This window comes from Psychrobacter sp. TB20-MNA-CIBAN-0197 (assembly GCF_040309765.1).
Lineage (GTDB): Bacteria > Pseudomonadota > Gammaproteobacteria > Pseudomonadales > Moraxellaceae > Psychrobacter > Psychrobacter submarinus.
Genome location: NZ_JBEOPC010000029.1, coordinates 1 through 18737 on the forward strand (window position 1 = coordinate 1; position 18737 = coordinate 18737).

17 protein-coding genes are annotated in these 18737 nt (G+C 44.0%); 11 read left to right on the forward strand and 6 right to left on the reverse strand.

The window, feature by feature from the left end; genetic code table 11:
• Positions 1–264 precede the first annotated feature (264 nt).
• Both AAEY83_RS09830 and AAEY83_RS09835 read left to right on the forward strand, forming a co-directional pair.
• On the forward strand, positions 265–732 hold the full coding sequence (locus tag AAEY83_RS09830) for a hypothetical protein (protein WP_025645640.1): 468 nt from the start codon (positions 265–267) through the stop codon (positions 730–732).
• Between the two features lie 156 nt (positions 733–888).
• Positions 889–1350, forward strand: a complete 462-nt coding sequence (locus AAEY83_RS09835; RefSeq protein WP_025645638.1) for a DUF5677 domain-containing protein — start codon at positions 889–891, stop codon at positions 1348–1350.
• Here the strand turns inward: AAEY83_RS09835 and AAEY83_RS09840 are convergent.
• On the reverse strand, positions 1347–2003 hold the full coding sequence (locus tag AAEY83_RS09840; RefSeq protein ID WP_351058989.1) for an IS1595 family transposase: 657 nt from the start codon (positions 2001–2003) through the stop codon (positions 1347–1349). The two genes, AAEY83_RS09835 and AAEY83_RS09840, sit on opposite strands and share 4 nt — an antisense overlap.
• Before the next feature lie 181 nt (positions 2004–2184).
• Between AAEY83_RS09840 and AAEY83_RS09845 the strand changes: the two genes are divergently transcribed.
• Complete coding sequence (locus AAEY83_RS09845; RefSeq protein WP_025646823.1) at positions 2185–2475, forward strand: hypothetical protein; 291 nt, start codon at positions 2185–2187, stop codon at positions 2473–2475.
• A gap of 92 nt (positions 2476–2567) precedes the next feature.
• On the opposite strand, the gene AAEY83_RS09850 is transcribed toward AAEY83_RS09845, so the two are convergent.
• Positions 2568–2828 carry a DUF1289 domain-containing protein gene (locus AAEY83_RS09850; protein WP_025646822.1) on the reverse strand — a complete coding sequence of 87 codons (261 nt, stop codon included), beginning with the start codon at positions 2826–2828 and terminating at the stop codon, positions 2568–2570.
• Positions 2829–3005: 177 nt separating this feature from the next.
• Between AAEY83_RS09850 and AAEY83_RS09855 the strand changes: the two genes are divergently transcribed.
• The 3 genes from AAEY83_RS09855 to AAEY83_RS09865 all read left to right on the forward strand — a co-directional run bounded on the left by AAEY83_RS09855 (position 3006) and on the right by AAEY83_RS09865 (position 6544).
• Positions 3006–3596 carry a YqiA/YcfP family alpha/beta fold hydrolase gene (locus AAEY83_RS09855; protein WP_025646821.1) on the forward strand — a complete coding sequence of 197 codons (591 nt, stop codon included), beginning with the start codon at positions 3006–3008 and terminating at the stop codon, positions 3594–3596.
• A 192-nt stretch (positions 3597–3788) separates the two neighbouring features.
• Positions 3789–5678, forward strand: coding sequence for a DNA topoisomerase IV subunit B (gene parE / locus AAEY83_RS09860; RefSeq protein WP_025646820.1), 1890 nt, complete (start codon positions 3789–3791; stop codon positions 5676–5678).
• A 167-nt stretch (positions 5679–5845) separates the two neighbouring features.
• The gene (locus AAEY83_RS09865; protein ID WP_025646819.1) at positions 5846–6544 is read left to right on the forward strand and encodes a lysophospholipid acyltransferase family protein; all 699 of its coding nucleotides are present in this window, start codon (positions 5846–5848) and stop codon (positions 6542–6544) included.
• 42 nt (positions 6545–6586) lie between these two features.
• Here AAEY83_RS09865 and budC read toward each other — a convergent pair whose 3' ends face one another.
• On the reverse strand, positions 6587–7369 hold the full coding sequence (gene budC / locus AAEY83_RS09870) for a meso-2,3-butanediol dehydrogenase (RefSeq protein ID WP_025646818.1): 783 nt from the start codon (positions 7367–7369) through the stop codon (positions 6587–6589).
• A 233-nt stretch (positions 7370–7602) separates the two neighbouring features.
• Here budC and AAEY83_RS09875 point away from each other — a divergent pair, with 233 nt between their 5' ends.
• Positions 7603–8988: a hypothetical protein gene (locus tag AAEY83_RS09875; protein ID WP_025646817.1), complete on the forward strand. Its 1386-nt coding sequence runs from the start codon at positions 7603–7605 to the stop codon at positions 8986–8988.
• A gap of 121 nt (positions 8989–9109) precedes the next feature.
• Here the strand turns inward: AAEY83_RS09875 and AAEY83_RS09880 are convergent, their stop codons facing one another.
• On the reverse strand, positions 9110–10837 hold the full coding sequence (locus tag AAEY83_RS09880) for a mechanosensitive ion channel (protein WP_025646816.1): 1728 nt from the start codon (positions 10835–10837) through the stop codon (positions 9110–9112).
• A gap of 571 nt (positions 10838–11408) precedes the next feature.
• Between AAEY83_RS09880 and bamJ the strand changes: the two genes are divergently transcribed.
• Positions 11409–12140 (forward strand): BamJ family beta-barrel-assembly machinery protein, encoded by a 732-nt coding sequence (bamJ, locus tag AAEY83_RS09885; RefSeq protein ID WP_025646815.1) that lies wholly within the window; start codon positions 11409–11411, stop codon positions 12138–12140.
• Between the two features lie 132 nt (positions 12141–12272).
• Here bamJ and argA read toward each other — a convergent pair whose 3' ends face one another.
• Entirely contained in the window at positions 12273–13595 is a 1323-nt protein-coding gene (gene argA, locus AAEY83_RS09890; RefSeq protein WP_025646814.1) for an amino-acid N-acetyltransferase, read from the reverse strand.
• Positions 13596–13825: 230 nt separating this feature from the next.
• Between argA and AAEY83_RS09895 the strand changes: the two genes are divergently transcribed.
• Positions 13826–14431 carry a hypothetical protein gene (locus tag AAEY83_RS09895; RefSeq protein WP_025646813.1) on the forward strand — a complete coding sequence of 202 codons (606 nt, stop codon included), beginning with the start codon at positions 13826–13828 and terminating at the stop codon, positions 14429–14431.
• A gap of 207 nt (positions 14432–14638) precedes the next feature.
• Here AAEY83_RS09895 and AAEY83_RS09900 read toward each other — a convergent pair whose 3' ends face one another.
• Positions 14639–15688, reverse strand: a complete 1050-nt coding sequence (locus AAEY83_RS09900; protein ID WP_227501953.1) for a patatin-like phospholipase family protein — start codon at positions 15686–15688, stop codon at positions 14639–14641.
• A 148-nt stretch (positions 15689–15836) separates the two neighbouring features.
• Here AAEY83_RS09900 and recG point away from each other — a divergent pair, with 148 nt between their 5' ends.
• Complete coding sequence (gene recG, locus AAEY83_RS09905) at positions 15837–18167, forward strand: ATP-dependent DNA helicase RecG (protein WP_025646811.1); 2331 nt, start codon at positions 15837–15839, stop codon at positions 18165–18167.
• A 171-nt stretch (positions 18168–18338) separates the two neighbouring features.
• Positions 18339–18623, forward strand: coding sequence for an FAD-dependent oxidoreductase (locus tag AAEY83_RS09910; protein WP_025646810.1), 285 nt, complete (start codon positions 18339–18341; stop codon positions 18621–18623).
• Positions 18624–18737 lie beyond the last annotated feature (114 nt).

The following is an 18737-nucleotide window of genomic DNA, read 5'->3' on the forward strand; positions in this document are numbered from 1 at the left end:
ATCGTTGCGCCAATGGTAGTGTGGCTCCGGCCATGTGAGAGTAGGTCATCGTCAGCTCTCTATTCCTAAAAGCCCCCGACTAGTTACCTAGTCGGGGGATTTTTTTATGGGGGATGTTTTATAGATAATACCTAATCACTGTTAAAAGGTATGAAAGAGTGCAGGTTGTTGCTTTTGTTGCTATATTACTTGTTCTTGATATCACCTAGATCAATGTATCAAGTGCAATATTAAATAATAATTAGCAAGGTTTTAGGATAAACAATGACTTTTGAACCCGCTGTTGTAAGTGCAATAACTGCTTTGGTAGCAATCATAGTAGGGCCACTAGTAAGCATTTGTATTGCTAAAAATCAAATTAATGCTTCTGTGGTTTCATCTAATCGTCAAGTATGGATAAATCGTCTGCGCGATGAGTTAGCTACTTTAGTAGGTATTATTCATCACATGCCATCCGCTCATGCTAATGAATCAGTTTCGACCAAAGATGTAATTGCTGATTATGGTAAGTTTGTAGAAAAGTTTCAGGTTATAAAGCTCCTTATCAACCCTAATGAGACTGATCATCAAGAGCTAGTTCGGTTGATAGAGTGCGCTGATAAAAAAATTATTGAGTCAATCAATGATAAAACGGCTAATGCCAGTGAATTTGAAACTATTGGTCGAAGTATAGTGACACAGTCTCAAATGGTTTTAAAAAAAGAATGGGAGCGAGTCAAAAATGGTCAGTAGTAAATATTCAAATCTTGCCAATACTTTAGAATTTACTTTAAAAAAGTCTATTCATTATTGGTTGCTTAAATAAATAAGAAATTTATATATCTTTCACAAGCTACTGGTTTTAATTAACTACTATTTAATTTTTATTTGATATTGGGTTCAGAAAGTATGGAAAAAGTTCTAGGTACTTGGGCAGCAATGTCTAGCCAGTTTATTGGCGAATGTTTTGATAATGCAAGGCCATACTTGGAGGAGCGGATTGAGGGGATGGATTCATATGTTCAGTTTGTTAGTTCTCAGCTATTTATTGACTGCCATTTAAGTAGTGAAAGCTCTCTTATTCTAGTTAAAGAATCTAAGGAGTGGGACGCTGATATTATTAACCGATCAGTTATGGAAGGTACGATCAAATATGCATTTATCATGAGTGGTGAGGCATCAGAAGCAAGACAAAAAGCGTTCGAATATTGGGAGCAACTTCCAAATTTCTCTGCAATAAAGCATCATGATAGAGCGTTTGCATTTCTCAACGAAGTTTCTAACCCAGACGATCCAGAGTGGACACCATTTAGAAAATTATTACTAACTCAAGAAGAGATAGATTTAGGGGCTGTAGTAGATAAGGATTAAATATCACACCATTTTTTCAAGGTTTTCAGCTGATTAGATGGTGAACCATAGTTAAATCTAAACTCACATTCTTTTAAAAACAAATGGAAGTTCTTCTTATCGATCCCATTATACTTTCTTAGAGTTCGTTTAGACTGGTTCCAAAAGTTCTCAATGCCATTGATGTGATTGTTTTTACCACAAGTAAACTCTTTAGAGTGATTGACTCTGAAATGTTTGAATTCGCTCACATCTAATGCATTATAACTTCGATAGCTATCCGTATAAACAAAGCTGTCAGGCTTGATGTTACGCTTGATGACAGGCATTAGGGTGGTTTGTTTGGTGTCTGCTACGACAATGGTATAAACCTTACCGTTTCGTTTTAGAATACCAAATACAGCGGTTTTACCAGCAGCCCCGCGACCTCTTTTGCCTTTGCGTACGCCACCAAAGTAACTTTCATCTAATTCGACTTCGCCATCAAAAAGCTCATCAGCTTGTAATGAGAGATGGTAATCTATCACAAGTCTTATTTTATGATAAAAAAGTGCAGCAGTATTAGGCTGAATATCAAGCAAATCTGCGGCTGTTCTAGCAGTCACTTCAGCTGTGAAAAACTCTAACAGCCTTCGCTGTACTTTTTTACTGAGTTTACAATGGGTTATCTTCATAAAAGTAGTCTAGCATAGTGCTTATCTACTACAGCCCCTAGATTTATTAAGAAATGGTACAAACAAAAAGGATAGAAGTCTACTTGAACAGAAATGGTCATTTTCAAATATAACTAGAAATTTCAACCAAAGTCAGTCTAATGGGTTAAAGTTTCTTTCTCATCTCGCTCATGGTTATGGGATGAGTAGCCATTTAATTCATAAGGATGGTGATGGTGTCGCAATGGTTTGGGAGAGATATGGGCGCAATGAACAAGAGCGTTCTGCAGTAAAGTTAGGTCACTGTGCTAGAGTAGTTTCGGATATCTGTTCTTTCTCCAAACTCAGACTATTTCAACTTTTGAGATTCTGTGGACAAGAAACGGATATAATTCAAGATATCGAAAAGCGCTATTTTCTTTTATTTAATGAGTTAGCCAAAGCAAGTAACAATTTTATTGAGGTAGAATATAGTGAGGAACTAAATAAATAAATTCAATCAAATTACCGTTATCATTTTTATTTGGCTACTTATTCAAGATGGTGGTCAAATTAAATTCAGTAATACCCTTCTAATCTAAATATCTAAAACAACTCCCCAACCTCAACGTCTTCTTCAAAATCAAATCCCAACTGCTCGTTTTTACGCAGTCGCATGAGCTCAATACGTAGCTTACGTCCTGCGATCAACCTTAGCACCTCGCGTTGCTGCTCTGTCGTCATATGATGCCATCGTTGGCGCTCGGCTCGACTGCGCAAGCAGCCAAAACAATAGCCTTTCTTATTACTGGTACAAACGCCTATACAAGGATTATCAATGTCAAACAGTTCAATCTGCTCATTCATGACCTCTCCTTGTCGCAATTTTACTTTGGTTAAAGTAGATATTTAAATAAAGCATTCGTAATCGTTCAAATTGACTATACATCAGCGTTTTTAGCACTATTAACGTTATATCCCTAGTGTTATGCTCGTTATTATTCAATTTTTACAGTATAACCAATTATAAAGATGAGATTGCATATGAATATTGTGTACGTCCATGGCTTAGATAGCGATGCCAACTCTAATAAAGGTTTGTTGTTAGAGCAATATTGCCAAGAGAATTATCCAGATAGCAAAGTCTATCGTCCAGATTTAAACCATTCTCCTGAACAGGTATTTAGCTATTTAACAAAGCTAGTCGACGAGCTCAGTCAAGAGGCGAAAACGGTATTGATCGGTAGCTCATTGGGAGGTTACTTTTCAACCTTAGTCAGTAATCGTACTGGCTGCGGCGCATTATTATTAAACCCTAGCACCCAGCCGCATGTCACTTTGCAGCGTTTTAATGATGATAATAGTAACGAAATACTTTATACGACTTCTGGTGGTTGGGCGATCACTAAGAACCATTTACAGTGGTTTGCTGATCATCCATTATTATCTATCGTTAACCCTAAAAAAGTGGCTGCGCTCATTAAAGAGGGTGATGAATTGCTCAATGCCAGTCTTTCAGCCAAATTCTATAGTGAACAAGGTGCTAGAGTTATTTTGCAAGAAGGCGGTGATCATCGGTTTAGTGATTTTAGAGAGCATTTACCAGAGGTTATGAGGTTAGTGCAGCAGCTATAGAGCGAGTCTAGTAGCTTAGATGATAAGCGGTGTAAGAGGGTTCAAAAAGTAGCGTCAAGCGCTTAAATGTAAGCCCTAGAACTAGACGACATTATCTGACGTAAGCCGCTGACGATTGACGTAAAGCGCACTGTTTTTGGTTATAATGGTCAGATAGAAACCGTTATATGTGAATAATAAAGGAAAGCATTTGTGAGTCAATATAATGCACAATCGTTAGAAGTTTTAGAAGGATTAGAGCCAGTACGCCGTCGCCCCGGTATGTATACAGATACCACACGCCCTAATCATTTGGCGCAAGAAGTCATTGATAACTCTGTCGATGAAGCGCTAGCCGGATATGCTAAAACCATCAAAGTACAACTGCATGAAGATGGCTCACTGTCGGTGGAAGATGATGGGCGCGGCATGCCAACCGATATTCACCCTGAGTTTGGCCAGTCGGGTATCGAGCTGATTTTGACGCGCCTGCATGCCGGTGGTAAATTCTCAACCTCTAACTATCAAGTGTCAGGCGGTCTGCATGGCGTTGGTATCTCTGTCGTCAATGCACTATCAACTCGCGTTGAGGTTACGGTCTGGCGTGATGGTACGCAGTTCGATATGGCACTAGAGAATGGTGCACCAGTGACGCCTTTGACCGAATCGGTCAGCTCCAATAAACGTAAACGCGGTACGCGAGTGCGCTTTTGGGTCGATGGCAGTTTTTTTGACACGCCTAAGTTCAGTGTTAAGCAGCTCAAGCACAACCTAAAGGCCAAAGCAGTACTGTCAGCGGGTTTGACTATCGAATTTACCGATAATATAAATAATGAAAAAGTCGTATGGCAGTTTACTGATGGTGTCGTTGAGTATCTCGCTGAGCAGCTCGATGGTCTTGAGACGCTACCTGATGTGCCTTTTTACTATAATCATGATGCCGCGGATGGTGAGCGCGCAGGGATCACTTTTGCGTTATCTTGGTTACCTGAAGGCGGTAATCCGGTGCAAGAGAGTTATGTCAACTTAATTCCCACGGCGCAAGGCGGCACGCACGTTAATGGACTACGTACAGGTATTTTGGAGGCACTGCGTGAGTTCTGTGACATCCATAATCTATTGCCGCGTAACGTTAAATTAACTGGCGAAGACGTTTGGGATGGCATCAACTATATCTTGTCACTCAGATTCTCTGAGCCGCAGTTTTCAGGGCAGACCAAAGAGCGTTTATCAAGCCGTGAGGCCGCAGGCGCTGTACAGGCACTGGCCAAAGATGCGTTTAGTCTTTGGCTCAATCAGCATGCCGATATAGGGGCGCAAATTGCAGAGCTGGCGATCAATAAAGCCGGTCGTCGCCTTAAGTCCGCCAAAAAAGTAGCACGTAAAAAAATTACGCAAGGTCCAGCACTGCCGGGTAAGCTTGCAGACTGCCGCGGTGATCTACGTGACGGTGCTGAGCTGTTTTTAGTAGAAGGGGATTCGGCAGGTGGTAGTGCCAAGCAGGCGCGTGATCGTCATTATCAAGCGATATTGCCGCTGCGTGGTAAGATTCTCAATACTTGGGAAGTGTCGTCCGATACGGTGTTATCCAGCCAAGAGATTCACGATATTGCCATTGCCATCGGTGTCGATCCAGCCTCTGATGACCTATCTGAGCTGCGCTATGACAAGATCTGTATTTTAGCCGACGCTGACTCTGATGGTCTGCATATTGCTACCCTCATTTGTGCGTTGTTTGTCAAACACTTTCCAGCCTTAGTTGATGCCGGTCACCTGTTTGTGGCGATGCCGCCTTTGTATCGAGTTGATATTGGTAAAGAGGTGCATTACGCGCTAGATGAAGGCGAGCTTGAGCATATCTTAGCCAATGTCCCTGGCAATAAAAAAGCGCAAATCACTCGCTTTAAGGGCTTAGGGGAGATGAGCGCAGAGCAACTGCGTGAGACGACAATGAACCGCGATACTCGCCGACTGGTGCAGTTAGACATGGACGATATGATGCTGACCAATAGCATTATGGATATGCTACTGGCCAAAAAACGTGCTGCTGACCGTAAGTCATGGCTTGAGAATAAAGGTAACTTAGCCGATATTGCGTTATAGAGTTACAAGGCTGTTAAACGATTCTTACAAAGGGATAAGCGTTAAGCGTTATCCCTTTTTTATGACCAAAATCTAGTCAAGCTATACAGATAAAGCAAAAGATAAATAATAAGTTAGTCCGCTCAGGTTAATGCTATGATGGGGTATTCTCATTGTGTAGTGCTATTATGTCCTCAAACTCAAAAACCAGTCCCACTGCTAAACCTACTGCGAACAGACGCTCTAAAGTATTGCCTGAGCTTAATAAAAAAGATCTGGGCAACTTAATCCCTAGGCGCGGCGGTAAACTGACTCCTAAGATAGGTCGTATGCTGATGAAGTCGGCGGGCTGGAAGACCGTAGGCTCTATCCCTAATATCTCACAAGCGGTGGTCTTGGCTGTCCCTCATACCTCCAACATCGATGGGATATATGCGCTACCTTGCTTGTTTGCACTGGATCTCAAAATCAGTATCATGGGCAAGCATACGCTGTTCAAGATACCAGTGCTGGCGCAGCTCATACGCTGGCTTGGTATCATACCTATTAATCGCGAAGCCAAAGGCTCAGTGCTACAAGCGAGTATCGATAAGTTTAAAAATAATAAGACTTTGTTTTTGGGTTTGGCGCCTGAAGGCACGCGCAAATATACTGACAGCTGGAAAACAGGGTTTTATTACTTGGCAGTAGGGGCGAATGTACCTATCTTGCCAGTAGCGTTAGATTATAATACTAAAGAAGTGCGCTTTTTGGAGACGGTTTACCCGACGGGTGATATCGAAGAGGATTTGCCAAAGATTTATGCGCAGTACGGCGGGGTAATGCCTTATCATCCTGAGCGACTCTCACAGCCGCTACAAGATGTCAATCGGGCCTTTAAAGGGTAATATACTAGTAAAGGGTAATAGTACTAGTAGAGGATAGTGAGTTTAGAAATTAGGCTGACCGTTCGAGGCGCTCACGCCGCCATCGACAGGCAAATTAACACCCGTGATCATTGCCGCATCTTCGCTGGCTAAAAAGGTAATCGCGGCAGCGATATCTTCAGGAGTCACAAAGCGTCCTAGAGGGCAGCGCGCTAAAAATTTATCGACCTTTTCTTGATCTTCTCGCATGTCTTTGGTCATGCTGGTCTTAGTCGCGGTAGGGTTGACCGCATTGACGCGCACACCATCAGGGCCATGATCCATCGCTAACGTACGTGTCAAGTTGGTGACGCCTGCTTTGGCGGCGTTGTAAGCGGCCATGTTCCAGTCACCGCCGATACCTGAGAGCGAGGAGACATTGACGATATTGCCTTGCGTCTTGATGAGATGCGGCATTGCAGCCTGACAGACATAAAAAGTACCATTTAAATTGACATCAATAGCTGCGCGCCAATCCTCACCAGATAAGTCCGTTATTTTGCCTTCCATACCTTTGCCCGCATTATTGACGACGATATCGAGCTTCTCAAACCTCTCAATCACTCGTTTTACCATTTCTTGTACTTGGCTTTGTACGCTAATATCACAGGTGATGGTCATGTAGTTGTCGGTATGAATCCAGGTTTTGTCATGTGGAAACTGTTTTGCGGTCTCCTCTAAAGTCTCAGAGGTCCGTCCCACTAGTACCACAGTCGCGCCTTCGTTAGCGAAACGCAGAGCAGTGGCGCGTCCCATACCTGAGCCGGCTCCAGTGACAATGACGGTTTTTTCTTTGAAACGTTTCATAATATCTAATCCCTGTTATGATATAAATTTTAGATAAGTTTTTTAGTAGTGATTTCGAGTATGGATAGTGATAAATCTACCATAGCCTTATCGACTTGTCATAACAAGCCATGGTTATAAAAAGATACCAAATCACCTTCTTTGCTAGGTTTAATTTTACGATAACCCGCTCGAAGTAAATCGATAGATAAACCACTTGATTGCCAATAGCACTAGAAAAAAAGGCCTTTGCTTTGACACCACCGAACCCCACATCTGAGCCGCATAATCAGCTAACACAGTGGCTAGAAAGTTACTTGCAAACTCCCAAGTCACCAGACGATAAACAAGATACCCATAATAAAAAGTCCACAATGCAGCAGCTCTATCAGCTACCTTTAGGGCAACTTAGAGTGCTGAGAGTGACGGCAGCTCCTTCTGTAAGCGATACTAAGACTACTATGAATGCTACGCGCTCAGCGGCTATAAAGTTTGGCTTAAGATGGAAAAAGGCATTATTGAAACAAGATGAAGCTCAGCAAATAGCCAGCGCTTATGTACTGATAGTAGAGATCAAACCTACTGTCAATAGCGACACTTCGATCGACCATCAGCACCGTAGTCATAATCATAATCATAATGCATCGGCTATGAGTATGAGCTTTGCTACAAAGGAGGTTATAGAGCAGCAAAGCGCGGATGCTAAAGCATCTGGAGTAGTGCTACAGGTCTTTGGCCGGCAAGACTGGCTGCAAATATTAGCCACTCTGCAGACGCCAAATGAGCTGTGGCGACTATTGGACTATCATAAAGCCGCACTGCAAAAAGCTTTTGTAAATGCTAAGTCAAGCTTTGCATCTGAGCAGACTTTGCTTAGCCAGTTTATGGCTAGTCCAGCTATCTACACACAAGCGCTTACTATCGATAATGCTTTAATAAAGTATGGTATTCAAGATGAGCCGAATAGTAGGTTAGTGGCTATGAGTCTGGCGCAAAGAAACAAAGCGGCGACTACCAAGCGCTTTCATGAGCAGATGAGGCAAGCGTCCATCTTATGGTATCAGCTCAGCGCGCAGATGCTCTCAGAGTCGTCATCAGCTGGGCCGTTGCCATTTTGGCAACGCCAGTTGTTAGCAGAGTCATTGTTTTCGCGCTATGAGCTGATCCGCACCCTCTATCAGCATCCAAGTCGCAGCATGGAGCAGCAGCAGACCGGTTATGTGGTACATCAGCACTCTTATGAGAATTTAGGCCAGCATTATGTGCTGATATTTTATGGTCAACAATCAGGCGGTAAACAAAGCCGCGAAGCTCTCGCGCCCAATTTGGCTACCATAGCCAAAGATGTCTCGACGCGGCTACCTATCGCCGAGCTACACCATGTTATCGTGCTAGGTATAGAGTTTATAGTAGAGGCGGCAGATACCTTTATTGATATTGACCTGTTTATTCAGCCAGTCACCGCAATGAGTGAAAAAGAGCGGCAACTGACTCGGCAGCTACAACGGCTCCATAACCAGCAGCAGCGTACTCAAAAAGGCGATGCGACAGACAATAAGTCCGATGTCGATAAAAGCAAAAAACCGCTACCCGCTATCCATCTTAGTCTCAATATTCCCGCTAGTAAGAAAAAGCCATAGCGCCAAAAAGCTTAGCAGCTATACCTGCCTTTTATCCCCACGCATAAAAAAAGACAGCCTAAGCTGTCTTTTGTTTTATCGTTATCAATACATGTCTAGCAAAGCTTATTTATAGCAAAGCTTACTTATTGGTATCGTCAGCAAGACCGCTACCCGGTAAGATTTCATTATCATTACCAGTGTTCAGCTCAGAGTCCGTATCTCCTCTAGCAGGCACGATATTGACAGTGTCAGTATCAAGATTGCTAGTATCTACGGTATCTGTACGCAAGTCTTCTGTTGCAACGCTTGGCGCAGCTGGCGTGCTTGTAGCAGTAGGCGTGTTATCGCGAACCGACTCTTTAACCTTTTCTTGCGTTGATTTGCTTGGCTCTACAGCTGATTTAGCTTTGGCTTCGTCACGCTCTTTGTCCATTTTATCTTGCATCTTACGTAACAAACGAGCGGCTGCTTCTTGACCACCAAGGCCGAATGATAGAGCAAAGGCTACGGCTACCGCGCCTAAAGTCAGACCAAAGGCTAGGTTAACAATAGAGTCAGCAATCCCCATTGCTTTTAGGCCCATAGCGAGTACTAAGCCCATGATCAATACACGTACGATATTGGCTAAGAACTGTGAACCTTGTTCTGAGCGCTCAACCACACCAGCGATGATGTTAGCAAGCCAAAAACCGATGAATAGAATAATTGCGCCTAGGATGATGTTGGCACCAAAAGCGATAAACATCGTGATAATCGCTGAGATAGGCTCAAAACCTAATAGGTCAGCGGCTGCAACTGCAGCAAATAGCATCGCAAAGAAAACGATAGCATAGCCAACGACATCAGAAACTCTCTTCTCACCCATCATCTCTTGTAGACCGACTTTAGCAGGTAAGCGGTTGACTTCTGTGTTCTCAAGCAAGCCTTTGATGATGTTTGCAACCATACGTACGACATAGTAAGTCACAATCAAGATAGCAGCGGCCATAAAGATATTTGGCAGAGCTTCCATGATTTTATTGAGCATGTTAGTCGCAGGACGAGCGATAACTTCGATTTTTAATGCGTTTAAAGCGGCGATAATCGTTGGAATAATCACTACTAAAAAGGCTAAAGACCCTGCAATATTAGGCAAGCTGTTCTCTTCGCTAAGACCGGCTTTAGAAGCAAGCTCTTGAACGTTAAAAGTAGATACAAGGTTAGTTACGATACCGCGTACCACTTTGGCAATAATATAACCAACAACAAAGACTACACCTGCAATAATGATGTTCGGAAGGAAGCTAAAGATTTTGTCGACCATATTGGTTAAAGGCGCAAATAAACCATCAAGCTCTAATTGACCTAGTACTATAGTTAGGACAATAAGTAAGATGAACCAATAAACCATATCAGCAATAGTGCTGCTCATAGGTTTAACGCCTGCTTGCGCGCTCAAACGCTCATCCATCGTCGTCTTGGATAGTGCAGTATTAAGCGCTGTACGGGCCACAGTAGCCACAACCCAGCCAATAATACCGATAGCAATGGCGGCAATAAGATTAGGAATAAAGGACAACACTTGACCCACCATGTTGGCAAATGGCACTGAGATAGAGTTTAAGTTAAGTGTGTTTAGAGCCGCTGAAATAGCGATGATAAAGATAAACCAAAAAACGATCTTGGATATAATACCTTCCAAGTCATACGATTTACCTGTAGAAGTGTCCATACGTTGGTTTAAATTTACTTTGGCCAATACATTGCGTACTAAAGCTGCTATGCCTAAAGCCACTAACCAGCCAATAATAAAAATCAAGATAGCCCCAATGATAGAGCCAATCGGCCCACCAAGATAACCATTAAAAGATGTAAACATTGGATTCATCTTATCCTCCTTTAATAATCATGCCTTGATAATGAATAAATTGTGCACATTCACTAAAAGATGACATCATTATTTATAAATAGTATTTTAATAAAATTATTTAATTATAAAGCTGCAATATAGAGCAGATGATTATGAGAATGGCAGTCCATTACACAATAAAAGCTCTGTTATTAAGCGTTGATCCTAAACTGCTATTGTAACTGATAATTTCTATACCAACTGACAACCTGATAAAAGGTTGTTAGAAGAGATAAATAGAGAGAAATTAAACCAGCTAAGCTATTTTGGTAATCTAATGATTAATATAGAAAATATGACTCTTCGTTACATATTCTTTAATCTGGTTAAGCTTAGCTGATATGATGTTTGGTTTAAAGACATAATGCTTTACTTAACGCTATAGTTGTGTGATAACTTGTTATCATGATTAGAATTGTTAACAAAAAATGTACACCTGTAGATTAAATATCATCTTAAAGCTGATAGCAGACGTAGTTACGAAAACCAAGATTTGTTATGATGACGAACCAATAACTTATTATCACCTCCTTAACCTTGAGAGTATTTTATGAAAAAAATCACTACCTTTACGATGGGTACGCTAGCTGGCGCCATGCTACTAGTAACGGGCTGTAGTACCAATAACGGCAATCAAGATACGTCAGCTGCAAGCGTAGCTGTGACTGAGCAAAGCTCACAAACCCAAAAAGTGGGCTATAGCTTGGGCTATATGATGGCAGAAGGTAATAAAGAGGCGGTTGCAGATCTTGACTTAGATACCTTTGAGCTAGGTTTCCGTGACGGTTACCAAGGTAAAGACTCTGCTTTGACCGAGGAGCAGATGCAGCAAGTATTGATGGATTACCAAAAAGAGCAAGAAGAGAAGTTCGTCAGTGATATGCAAGAAAAAGCCGCTGAGAACACTGCAATAGGCGAAGCGTTTCTAGCCGAAAATGCAACCAAAGAAGGCGTGAAAACGACTGATTCAGGTCTGCAATATAAAGTGCTGACTGCAGGTACAGGCGAATCACCAAAAGCGACTGATATTGTCGAAGTCAACTACGAAGGCAAACTGATCGATGGTACGGTGTTTGATAGCTCATATGAGCGCGGCGAGCCTATCGAGTTTCCGTTGAATCAAGTTATCGCTGGCTGGACCGAAGGCCTACAGCTAATGAAAGAAGGCGGTAAATATGAGTTTTATATTCCAGCTGACTTAGCTTATGGCGAAGCGGGTAATCAGGGCATTGAACCTAATAGTACTTTGATCTTTACTGTTGAGCTACTATCAGTAAAATAATCAGCTCTGTGACTGGTTTTATGGCTAATAAATTTTAGTCTTAATCATCGTAGCAGAAATAATGGTAATAAAAAAAGCTCTCATTATTATGAGAGCTTTTTTATGTCGCCAAAATATTATTTACAATTTTATTTATAACATCTTTTGGAAGACTTTGGAGTTGCGGCCGTTATTGTACTGCTCACGGCGCGCCTCAGGAAGATCACTACTGTCGACCTCAGCGAAGCCTTGCTCAACGAACCAATGCGCGGTACGCGTTGTTAAGACAAATAACTTATGCACTCCGTGGCTGCGCGCCTGCTGCTCTAAAAACGCTAATAAATCCGCACCGCGGCTACCGCTACGATAATCAGGGTGGATAGCGACACAGGCAACTTCCGCTGAGCTCTCATCTATAGGATTCAGGGCGGCACAACCTAAAATCATCCCATCACGCTCGATGACACTATAGTTGTCAATCTCTTGTTCGATACGTTCGCGCGAGCGGGCCACTAAGATGCCTTGTTCTTCAAGCGGCGTTAATAGCTCGATCAAACCGACCACATCATCGATATTGGCTCGGCGAATCTCTTCGTAAGGGTCGTGGCTGATTAGCGTGCCTGAACCATCGCGCGTAAACAGCTCTTCTAGCAGTGCGCCGTCTTTGGCATAAGAGATAATATGAGTACGATGCACGCCTTGACGGCAAGCATCGCTAGCACAGTGGAGGAAATAATTGATCTCATGGTTGATATCGCGCTCACGTAAAAAGCGATCGACTTCGTTTGGAATCATCTCATGTAGCGGACGACCATTATCCTCAATATCCGCCTCTTCCCCTAAGAAGATCAGCTTATCAGCATTCAGAGCGACAGCAGCGCTAAGCGCCACGTCTTCTGCTAATAGATTGAAGACTTCACCAGTAGCAGAGTAGCCCATAGAGCCCAAAATGACGATATGATTGTGCAGTAAGTTATTCTTTATGGCATCGACATCTATTGAACGCACCTCGCCGGTCATCTGATAATCGACGCCATCGCGGATACCATAAGGGCGCGCGGTGACAAAGTTACCAGAAACAGCATCAATGCGCGAGCCATACATTGGTGAGTTGGCAAGGCCCATTGATAGCTGTGCTTCAATCTGCAGACGTATCGCGCCTACTGCTTGCAGAATACTGGGCATCGCTTCTCGCGGCGTTAACCGGATATCTTTATGCAGTGGCGAGGTGATATTGACTTCTTTTAGGTTGGTTTCAATTTGTGGCCGCGCTCCATGCACTAAGACAAGCTTTATACCTAAGCTATGCAATAAAGCAAAGTCATGAATCAGCGTACTAAAATTTGGGTGCTTCACCGCCTCGCCGCCAAACATAATCACGAACGTCTTGCCGCGATGCGTATTGATGTAAGGCGCAGAGTTACGAAACCAATGGACATATTCAGGGTTAATCTGTGGCATGGCGCTAGTAGTCATAATAGAAACAGTAATAGTAGGATAAATAGGAAGGTTAGAGATTTACCATAGCAAAAAACCAAGTTATGAGCTATCTTTTTATTTAACGACTCTTGGCGCTTTATAGATAGTTATCGATATACATAACCTAAACACGGGGCTGATGTAGCTAGAATCGCTTTTTGCTATGCTAAGCGTTATTGTTTGCCCATCTACTGTTTTTGCTATCTCAACTAGGAAAGATAATCATTATGAAAAAAAGCAACCATTTTGCCAACCCATTTGCTGCTTGGGGCGGTCACCGTTTATTTCATGTTGTCGCAGGCACACTCGTCGGAGCAATGGTCGTCACTCAAGCTTCAGCTATGCTGCCCACTCCGGAGCCGGCACTTGATAACAGCTCAGCTGCTTTGCAAACAGCAGCTCTCAATGCTAACAACCCCTCTAATACCAACTCCAACGCACAAGCAGTGAATACCAAGATTACCGCCTCGCTTGTTGGTGTCGATGCCAATGGCAATGAAACGTTAGTGCCAGTCACTGCTGAGACGCGCCTACAATCGGGAAACATCTTGGAGTATCAAGGCTACTTTACCAATACCAATGCTGATCGAGTGCGCAAAATGACAGTCACGATGAGCATTCCTGAGCAAGTAGAGCTGCTAGGCGGAGTGATGCCAGACTTCCCTTATGGTAGCGTCGATGGCAACTCTTTTTCACGTATGCCATTACGAGGTAATGTCAACGGCCAAAACCAAGAGATTCCTTTAGGATATTATAAAGCGGTGCGCTGGGATATCGAAGGCGTGGGCCTAAACGATACGGTAATGGTGCAATACCGCGCCAAAGTAAAATAGTAATAGCGTAAAAGAGTTAATAGTATAACAAGAGTTAATAGTATAACGAGGCACTGCCATTGAGATTGGCGGTGCTTTTTTATGACCTATTCATAGTTCACGAACCATTTATAGTCAATCAGTAAGATACTTCAACGACTAAACTTGGACTACATTTAACAATCAACTTCAGGCATTGACGTTCGTTATCGAGCGCCGCCAAAGGGTTTACTGAAGCTTTGTATATTTGCTAGACGTTTTAGCGTTAATTAAGCGTTTGATAGCGGGTATTTGCTCATTAGCAGCCCGCTCACCAGCACTGATAAGGGTCTGGCGTTGACTACTATCTAATGAGCTTAAGTGACCAACGTCTGGAATAATAACGATGTCGGCACGATCGCGCTCAAGGCGCATCTGAGTGCTACGGTTATTGCTTAAGCCGTTTGCACTAGCACTGGCATTCGCGATAATGCTGTTCTCTAACAACCCCCAAAAGCTACTCAGTGAACGGAGCTGAGATAAGTTAATCTTATAGCTATTGGCGCTGGTATTTTTGATGCTTGGGGCAGTGACATCGACCGCGATCACGATATCTGCTCCTAAATCGCGAGCGCTATCAACAGGGACTAAGCTGACGACACCGCCATCGATGTATTTTTTGCCGACCTTTGCGGGAATACGCGGCGCAATAAAGATATTGGGCACGCTGCTAGAGGCTTGCACTGCAAGTCCGGTGTCACCAGTAGTTAATACCGCCTTTTTTAAACTATGCTTTTCGGCTACAACTGCGGCGAATGCAATGGGCAAGTCTTCTATCGGTCGCTGCCTGACATGCGTATTGATAAAGTTTTTGAGCTTATTACCTGCTACAAAACCTTGATTGGACAGGGTAAAGTCCATCAGCTCGCTGTCGGTGGTCGTTAGTGCTAATTGCTCAAGTCTAGCAGGGGTGTAGCCGCTGGCGTAAATACTACCGATAATACTACCCGCGCTAGTACCGACGACTAAGCTTGGCTTGATGCCATTTTTCTCCAGCGCCTTGATAACCCCAACATGGGCAAATCCTTTGGTACCGCCGCCACCTAATACTAAGGCCACACTAGGGGCAGCAAGTGTAGGCGGCTCTGAATGGGCTGCGGACGTAAGGCTATTGCAGGCGCTAGCCAGTAAGCTTATAGTAGTGAGTAAGCTTACTTTTATGAATAAAGTGAGTGAGCGCTGAAAGCAATAAGTTTTTATGTTATTGAGCATAACCATCTCAAGAGTAGCAGTACTCAATAGCTTAGCATAATAAAGCGGCTTGTCAGTGATAATACAAGCGTGTATTGAGCTATCAGTAGTGCTTGCTTATGAATGCTGGACACGCGCTAAAATACAGGGCCTATGACTCTACAGACAGTGAGTCAAAACTGAATTAGGATTTGTGATGCCTCTCTCTGCGACTCACTCGATACCGCATCCGGTCAATAGCGAGCCGGCCTCAGCACTAGATATGCCCGTTTCTGCATTAGCAGGCGTGGGGCCAAAAGTTGCTGAGCAATTGGCGCAGTTAGGTATCGCGCGTATCTTTGATCTGTTACTGCATTTGCCAAGAGACTACGAAGACCGCAGTCGCCAAGTCGCTATCAGTGACGTGTCCCACGGACAAGCGGCGCTCATTACCGGCCGAGTCGTGCATATCGACAATAAGCGCGGCGGCATGACCGTCATTATCGATGATGGCACCGGAACGGTAGGCCTACGTTTTTTTAAAGTCTATCGGGGACTGGCACAAACGATGAGTTTAGGGACTCGGTTGCAGCTGTTCGGTGAGGTCAAAGTCAGCCGTTATGGTAAGCAAATTCATCATCCTGAATATCAGATCATCACCGATGGGGCGCCGATCACTGATATCGGCCTGCAGCCTATCTATCCGACGGTAAAGGGCTTGCACCAAAACAAGCTACGCACTTTGATTAAGCTGGCATTGCAAACGGTGCGTAGTCAAGGCCTACCGATGACGCTGTTTACTAGCGCTGATTTTGCAGTTGTCAGTGATTTACCGTTAGCGCCGTTTGAACCTAGCAAAGCTATTGAGCAAGATGTTGAGGATATCTTCTCAACGCTTGCTCGCAGCGTGCCAGATAATAGTAGTGTGAGTAAAGCTGAGCCTGCACCTTATAATCACTCAGAAGCGTACTATCCCGCTGCTGTCACTACTGACAATAAACAGCATGATAACGTCTATAATTTATCGATATTTGAAGCGTTAGTACTACTGCATACACCGCCGACTTATACCGATGCCGACCAACAATATAAGCTGCTGACTCAGCTAACCGCGCGTACGCATGCCGCTTGTCAGCGTTTGATTATAGAGGAGTTGACCGCGCATCAGCTCAGTCTCTTGTATCGCCGTCAACAGTTGCATCAGTATAAAGCGCCAAGATGTACGGCTCACAGTGCGCTGACTGATCAGCTGTTTGCCGCCTTGCCTTTTGAATTAACTGGCGCGCAGCAAAGGGTGATGAAAGATATCACTAGCGATATGGCGACTTCTATCCCGATGCTCAGGCTAGTGCAGGGCGATGTCGGTGCCGGTAAGACTTTAGTGGCGGCAGGGGCGGCAGGCTACGCGCTTGATAGTGGCTGGCAGGTTGCTGTGATGGCGCCGACGGAGATCTTAGCTGAGCAGCATTTGCTCAATTTTAGACAGTGGTTTGAGCCGTTAGGTATCGAGGTGGGCTGGCTTGCGGGTAAGCAAACGGCCAAGCAGCGCCGTGAAGCCTTGGCAGCGGTGGCGGAAAACAGCGTACAAATCGTCGTTGGTACTCATGCGCTGTTTCAAGATACGGTTGAGTTTGCAAAGTTAGGGTTAGTAATTATCGATGAGCAGCATCGTTTTGGCGTTGAGCAGCGTATGGCTTTGACCAACAAAGGCGTCGCCGGTAGCACCCCGCATCAGCTGATTATGACTGCAACGCCGATTCCGCGGACGCTGGCGATGAGTGTTTATGGCGATATGGATACTTCTATCATCGATGAGCTACCGCCTGGACGCACACCGATTACGACGGTGACCATTGACCGCAATCGCCGTGATGAAGTGATCGAACGTATCGCGGCTAATTGCGCTCAGGGCAGACAAGCTTATTGGGTCTGCTCACTGGTCGAGGAGTCTAGCGTCTTAGATGCACAAGCGGCTGAGGCGACTTATGAGGACTTAAACGAGCGCTTAGATATTCGCATCGGTCTGGTACATGGCAAAATGAAAGGCGTTGATAAGCAAGCCATTATGCAGGAGTTTAAGGCTGGGAAGCTGGATTTATTGATCGCGACGACAGTGATTGAAGTCGGCGTTGATGTGCCCAATGCCTCGCTTATGGTCATTGAAAATGCCGAGCGTCTAGGGCTATCACAATTGCATCAATTGCGCGGACGGGTAGGACGAGGTTCAACCAAAAGCTTTTGTGTACTGTTATACCAAACACCGTTATCAGAGACCGGAACTGAGCGCTTAAAGGTACTGCGCGATAGTACTGATGGTTTTGTTATTGCACAAAAAGACTTAGAGCTGCGCGGGCCAGGTGAGCTACTCGGCAAACGGCAAACGGGTAATATTGGCTATTATTTGGCGGATCTGATTCGTGATGAAGAGCTGTTCGCTATTGCCCAGCGTTTGGCGAGACATTTAATAGATGACCCAACGCGCAAAGCTGACGTCAGCCAACTCATCCATCGCTGGATGCCTGAGGCCAGCCGCTATACCAATGCTTAATAGTTTGCTCTGGCTACATCGCTGTTTTTAATGGACGCTCGGTTACTGATCGACAAGGAAGTAAGGCTATTATGGCTAATGAGCAATCAAGGTGTAAAGAGAAATCGTTTTGGTTACATAGCTATGGCCCTTATAGGGCGAATCCGCCACTGACCGCTGCTATAAAAGTGGATGTTTGTATTATCCAATCTCGATATGACGCCGGAGATCGGTTATCTGAACTCTAAAAAAATTATCTATAGCTGCGGCTGTATCGGTCATGGTGTCTCCCTGACGCACCTCAATGGCAAGCTAATCGCGCAACTCTTGAGCGAACAAGATAGCGATTTAACTGACTTTTGGATCGTCAATCGCAAAACCATTCGTTTGCCGGGCGATATTATCAGTTGGTGTAGCGCAAAAGTACTGAGTCAGGGCTTAAGCTTGGCCGATAAGTTCGATGAGCGTCATCTTTAGACTTAAGTCAAATTAATAATGCTATTAGCGACATTACGACCACTACCATGCTGCTCATTTGCTATCAGCAACAGCAAATTCTCAATGAGATTCAGTGACTTGCTCTCTTATTCT

Bases quoted from the DNA above. Each gene is read 5' to 3' on its own strand.
- recG (WP_025646811.1), top strand. From the start codon at position 15,837: ATGCCTCTCTCTGCGACTCACTCGATACCGCATCCGGTCAATAGCGAG.
- argA (WP_025646814.1), bottom strand. From the start codon at position 13,595: ATGACTACTAGCGCCATGCCACAGATTAACCCTGAATATGTCCATTGG.
- AAEY83_RS09880 (WP_025646816.1), bottom strand. From the start codon at position 10,837: ATGAATCCAATGTTTACATCTTTTAATGGTTATCTTGGTGGGCCGATT.
- AAEY83_RS09850 (WP_025646822.1), bottom strand. From the start codon at position 2,828: ATGAATGAGCAGATTGAACTGTTTGACATTGATAATCCTTGTATAGGC.
- AAEY83_RS09840 (WP_351058989.1), bottom strand. From the start codon at position 2,003: ATGAAGATAACCCATTGTAAACTCAGTAAAAAAGTACAGCGAAGGCTG.
- bamJ (WP_025646815.1), top strand. From the start codon at position 11,409: ATGAAAAAAATCACTACCTTTACGATGGGTACGCTAGCTGGCGCCATG.
- budC (WP_025646818.1), bottom strand. From the start codon at position 7,369: ATGAAACGTTTCAAAGAAAAAACCGTCATTGTCACTGGAGCCGGCTCA.
- AAEY83_RS09855 (WP_025646821.1), top strand. From the start codon at position 3,006: ATGAATATTGTGTACGTCCATGGCTTAGATAGCGATGCCAACTCTAAT.
- AAEY83_RS09845 (WP_025646823.1), top strand. From the start codon at position 2,185: ATGAGTAGCCATTTAATTCATAAGGATGGTGATGGTGTCGCAATGGTT.
- AAEY83_RS09895 (WP_025646813.1), top strand. From the start codon at position 13,826: ATGAAAAAAAGCAACCATTTTGCCAACCCATTTGCTGCTTGGGGCGGT.
- AAEY83_RS09865 (WP_025646819.1), top strand. From the start codon at position 5,846: ATGTCCTCAAACTCAAAAACCAGTCCCACTGCTAAACCTACTGCGAAC.
- AAEY83_RS09835 (WP_025645638.1), top strand. From the start codon at position 889: ATGGAAAAAGTTCTAGGTACTTGGGCAGCAATGTCTAGCCAGTTTATT.
- AAEY83_RS09830 (WP_025645640.1), top strand. From the start codon at position 265: ATGACTTTTGAACCCGCTGTTGTAAGTGCAATAACTGCTTTGGTAGCA.
- AAEY83_RS09910 (WP_025646810.1), top strand. From the start codon at position 18,339: ATGTTTGTATTATCCAATCTCGATATGACGCCGGAGATCGGTTATCTG.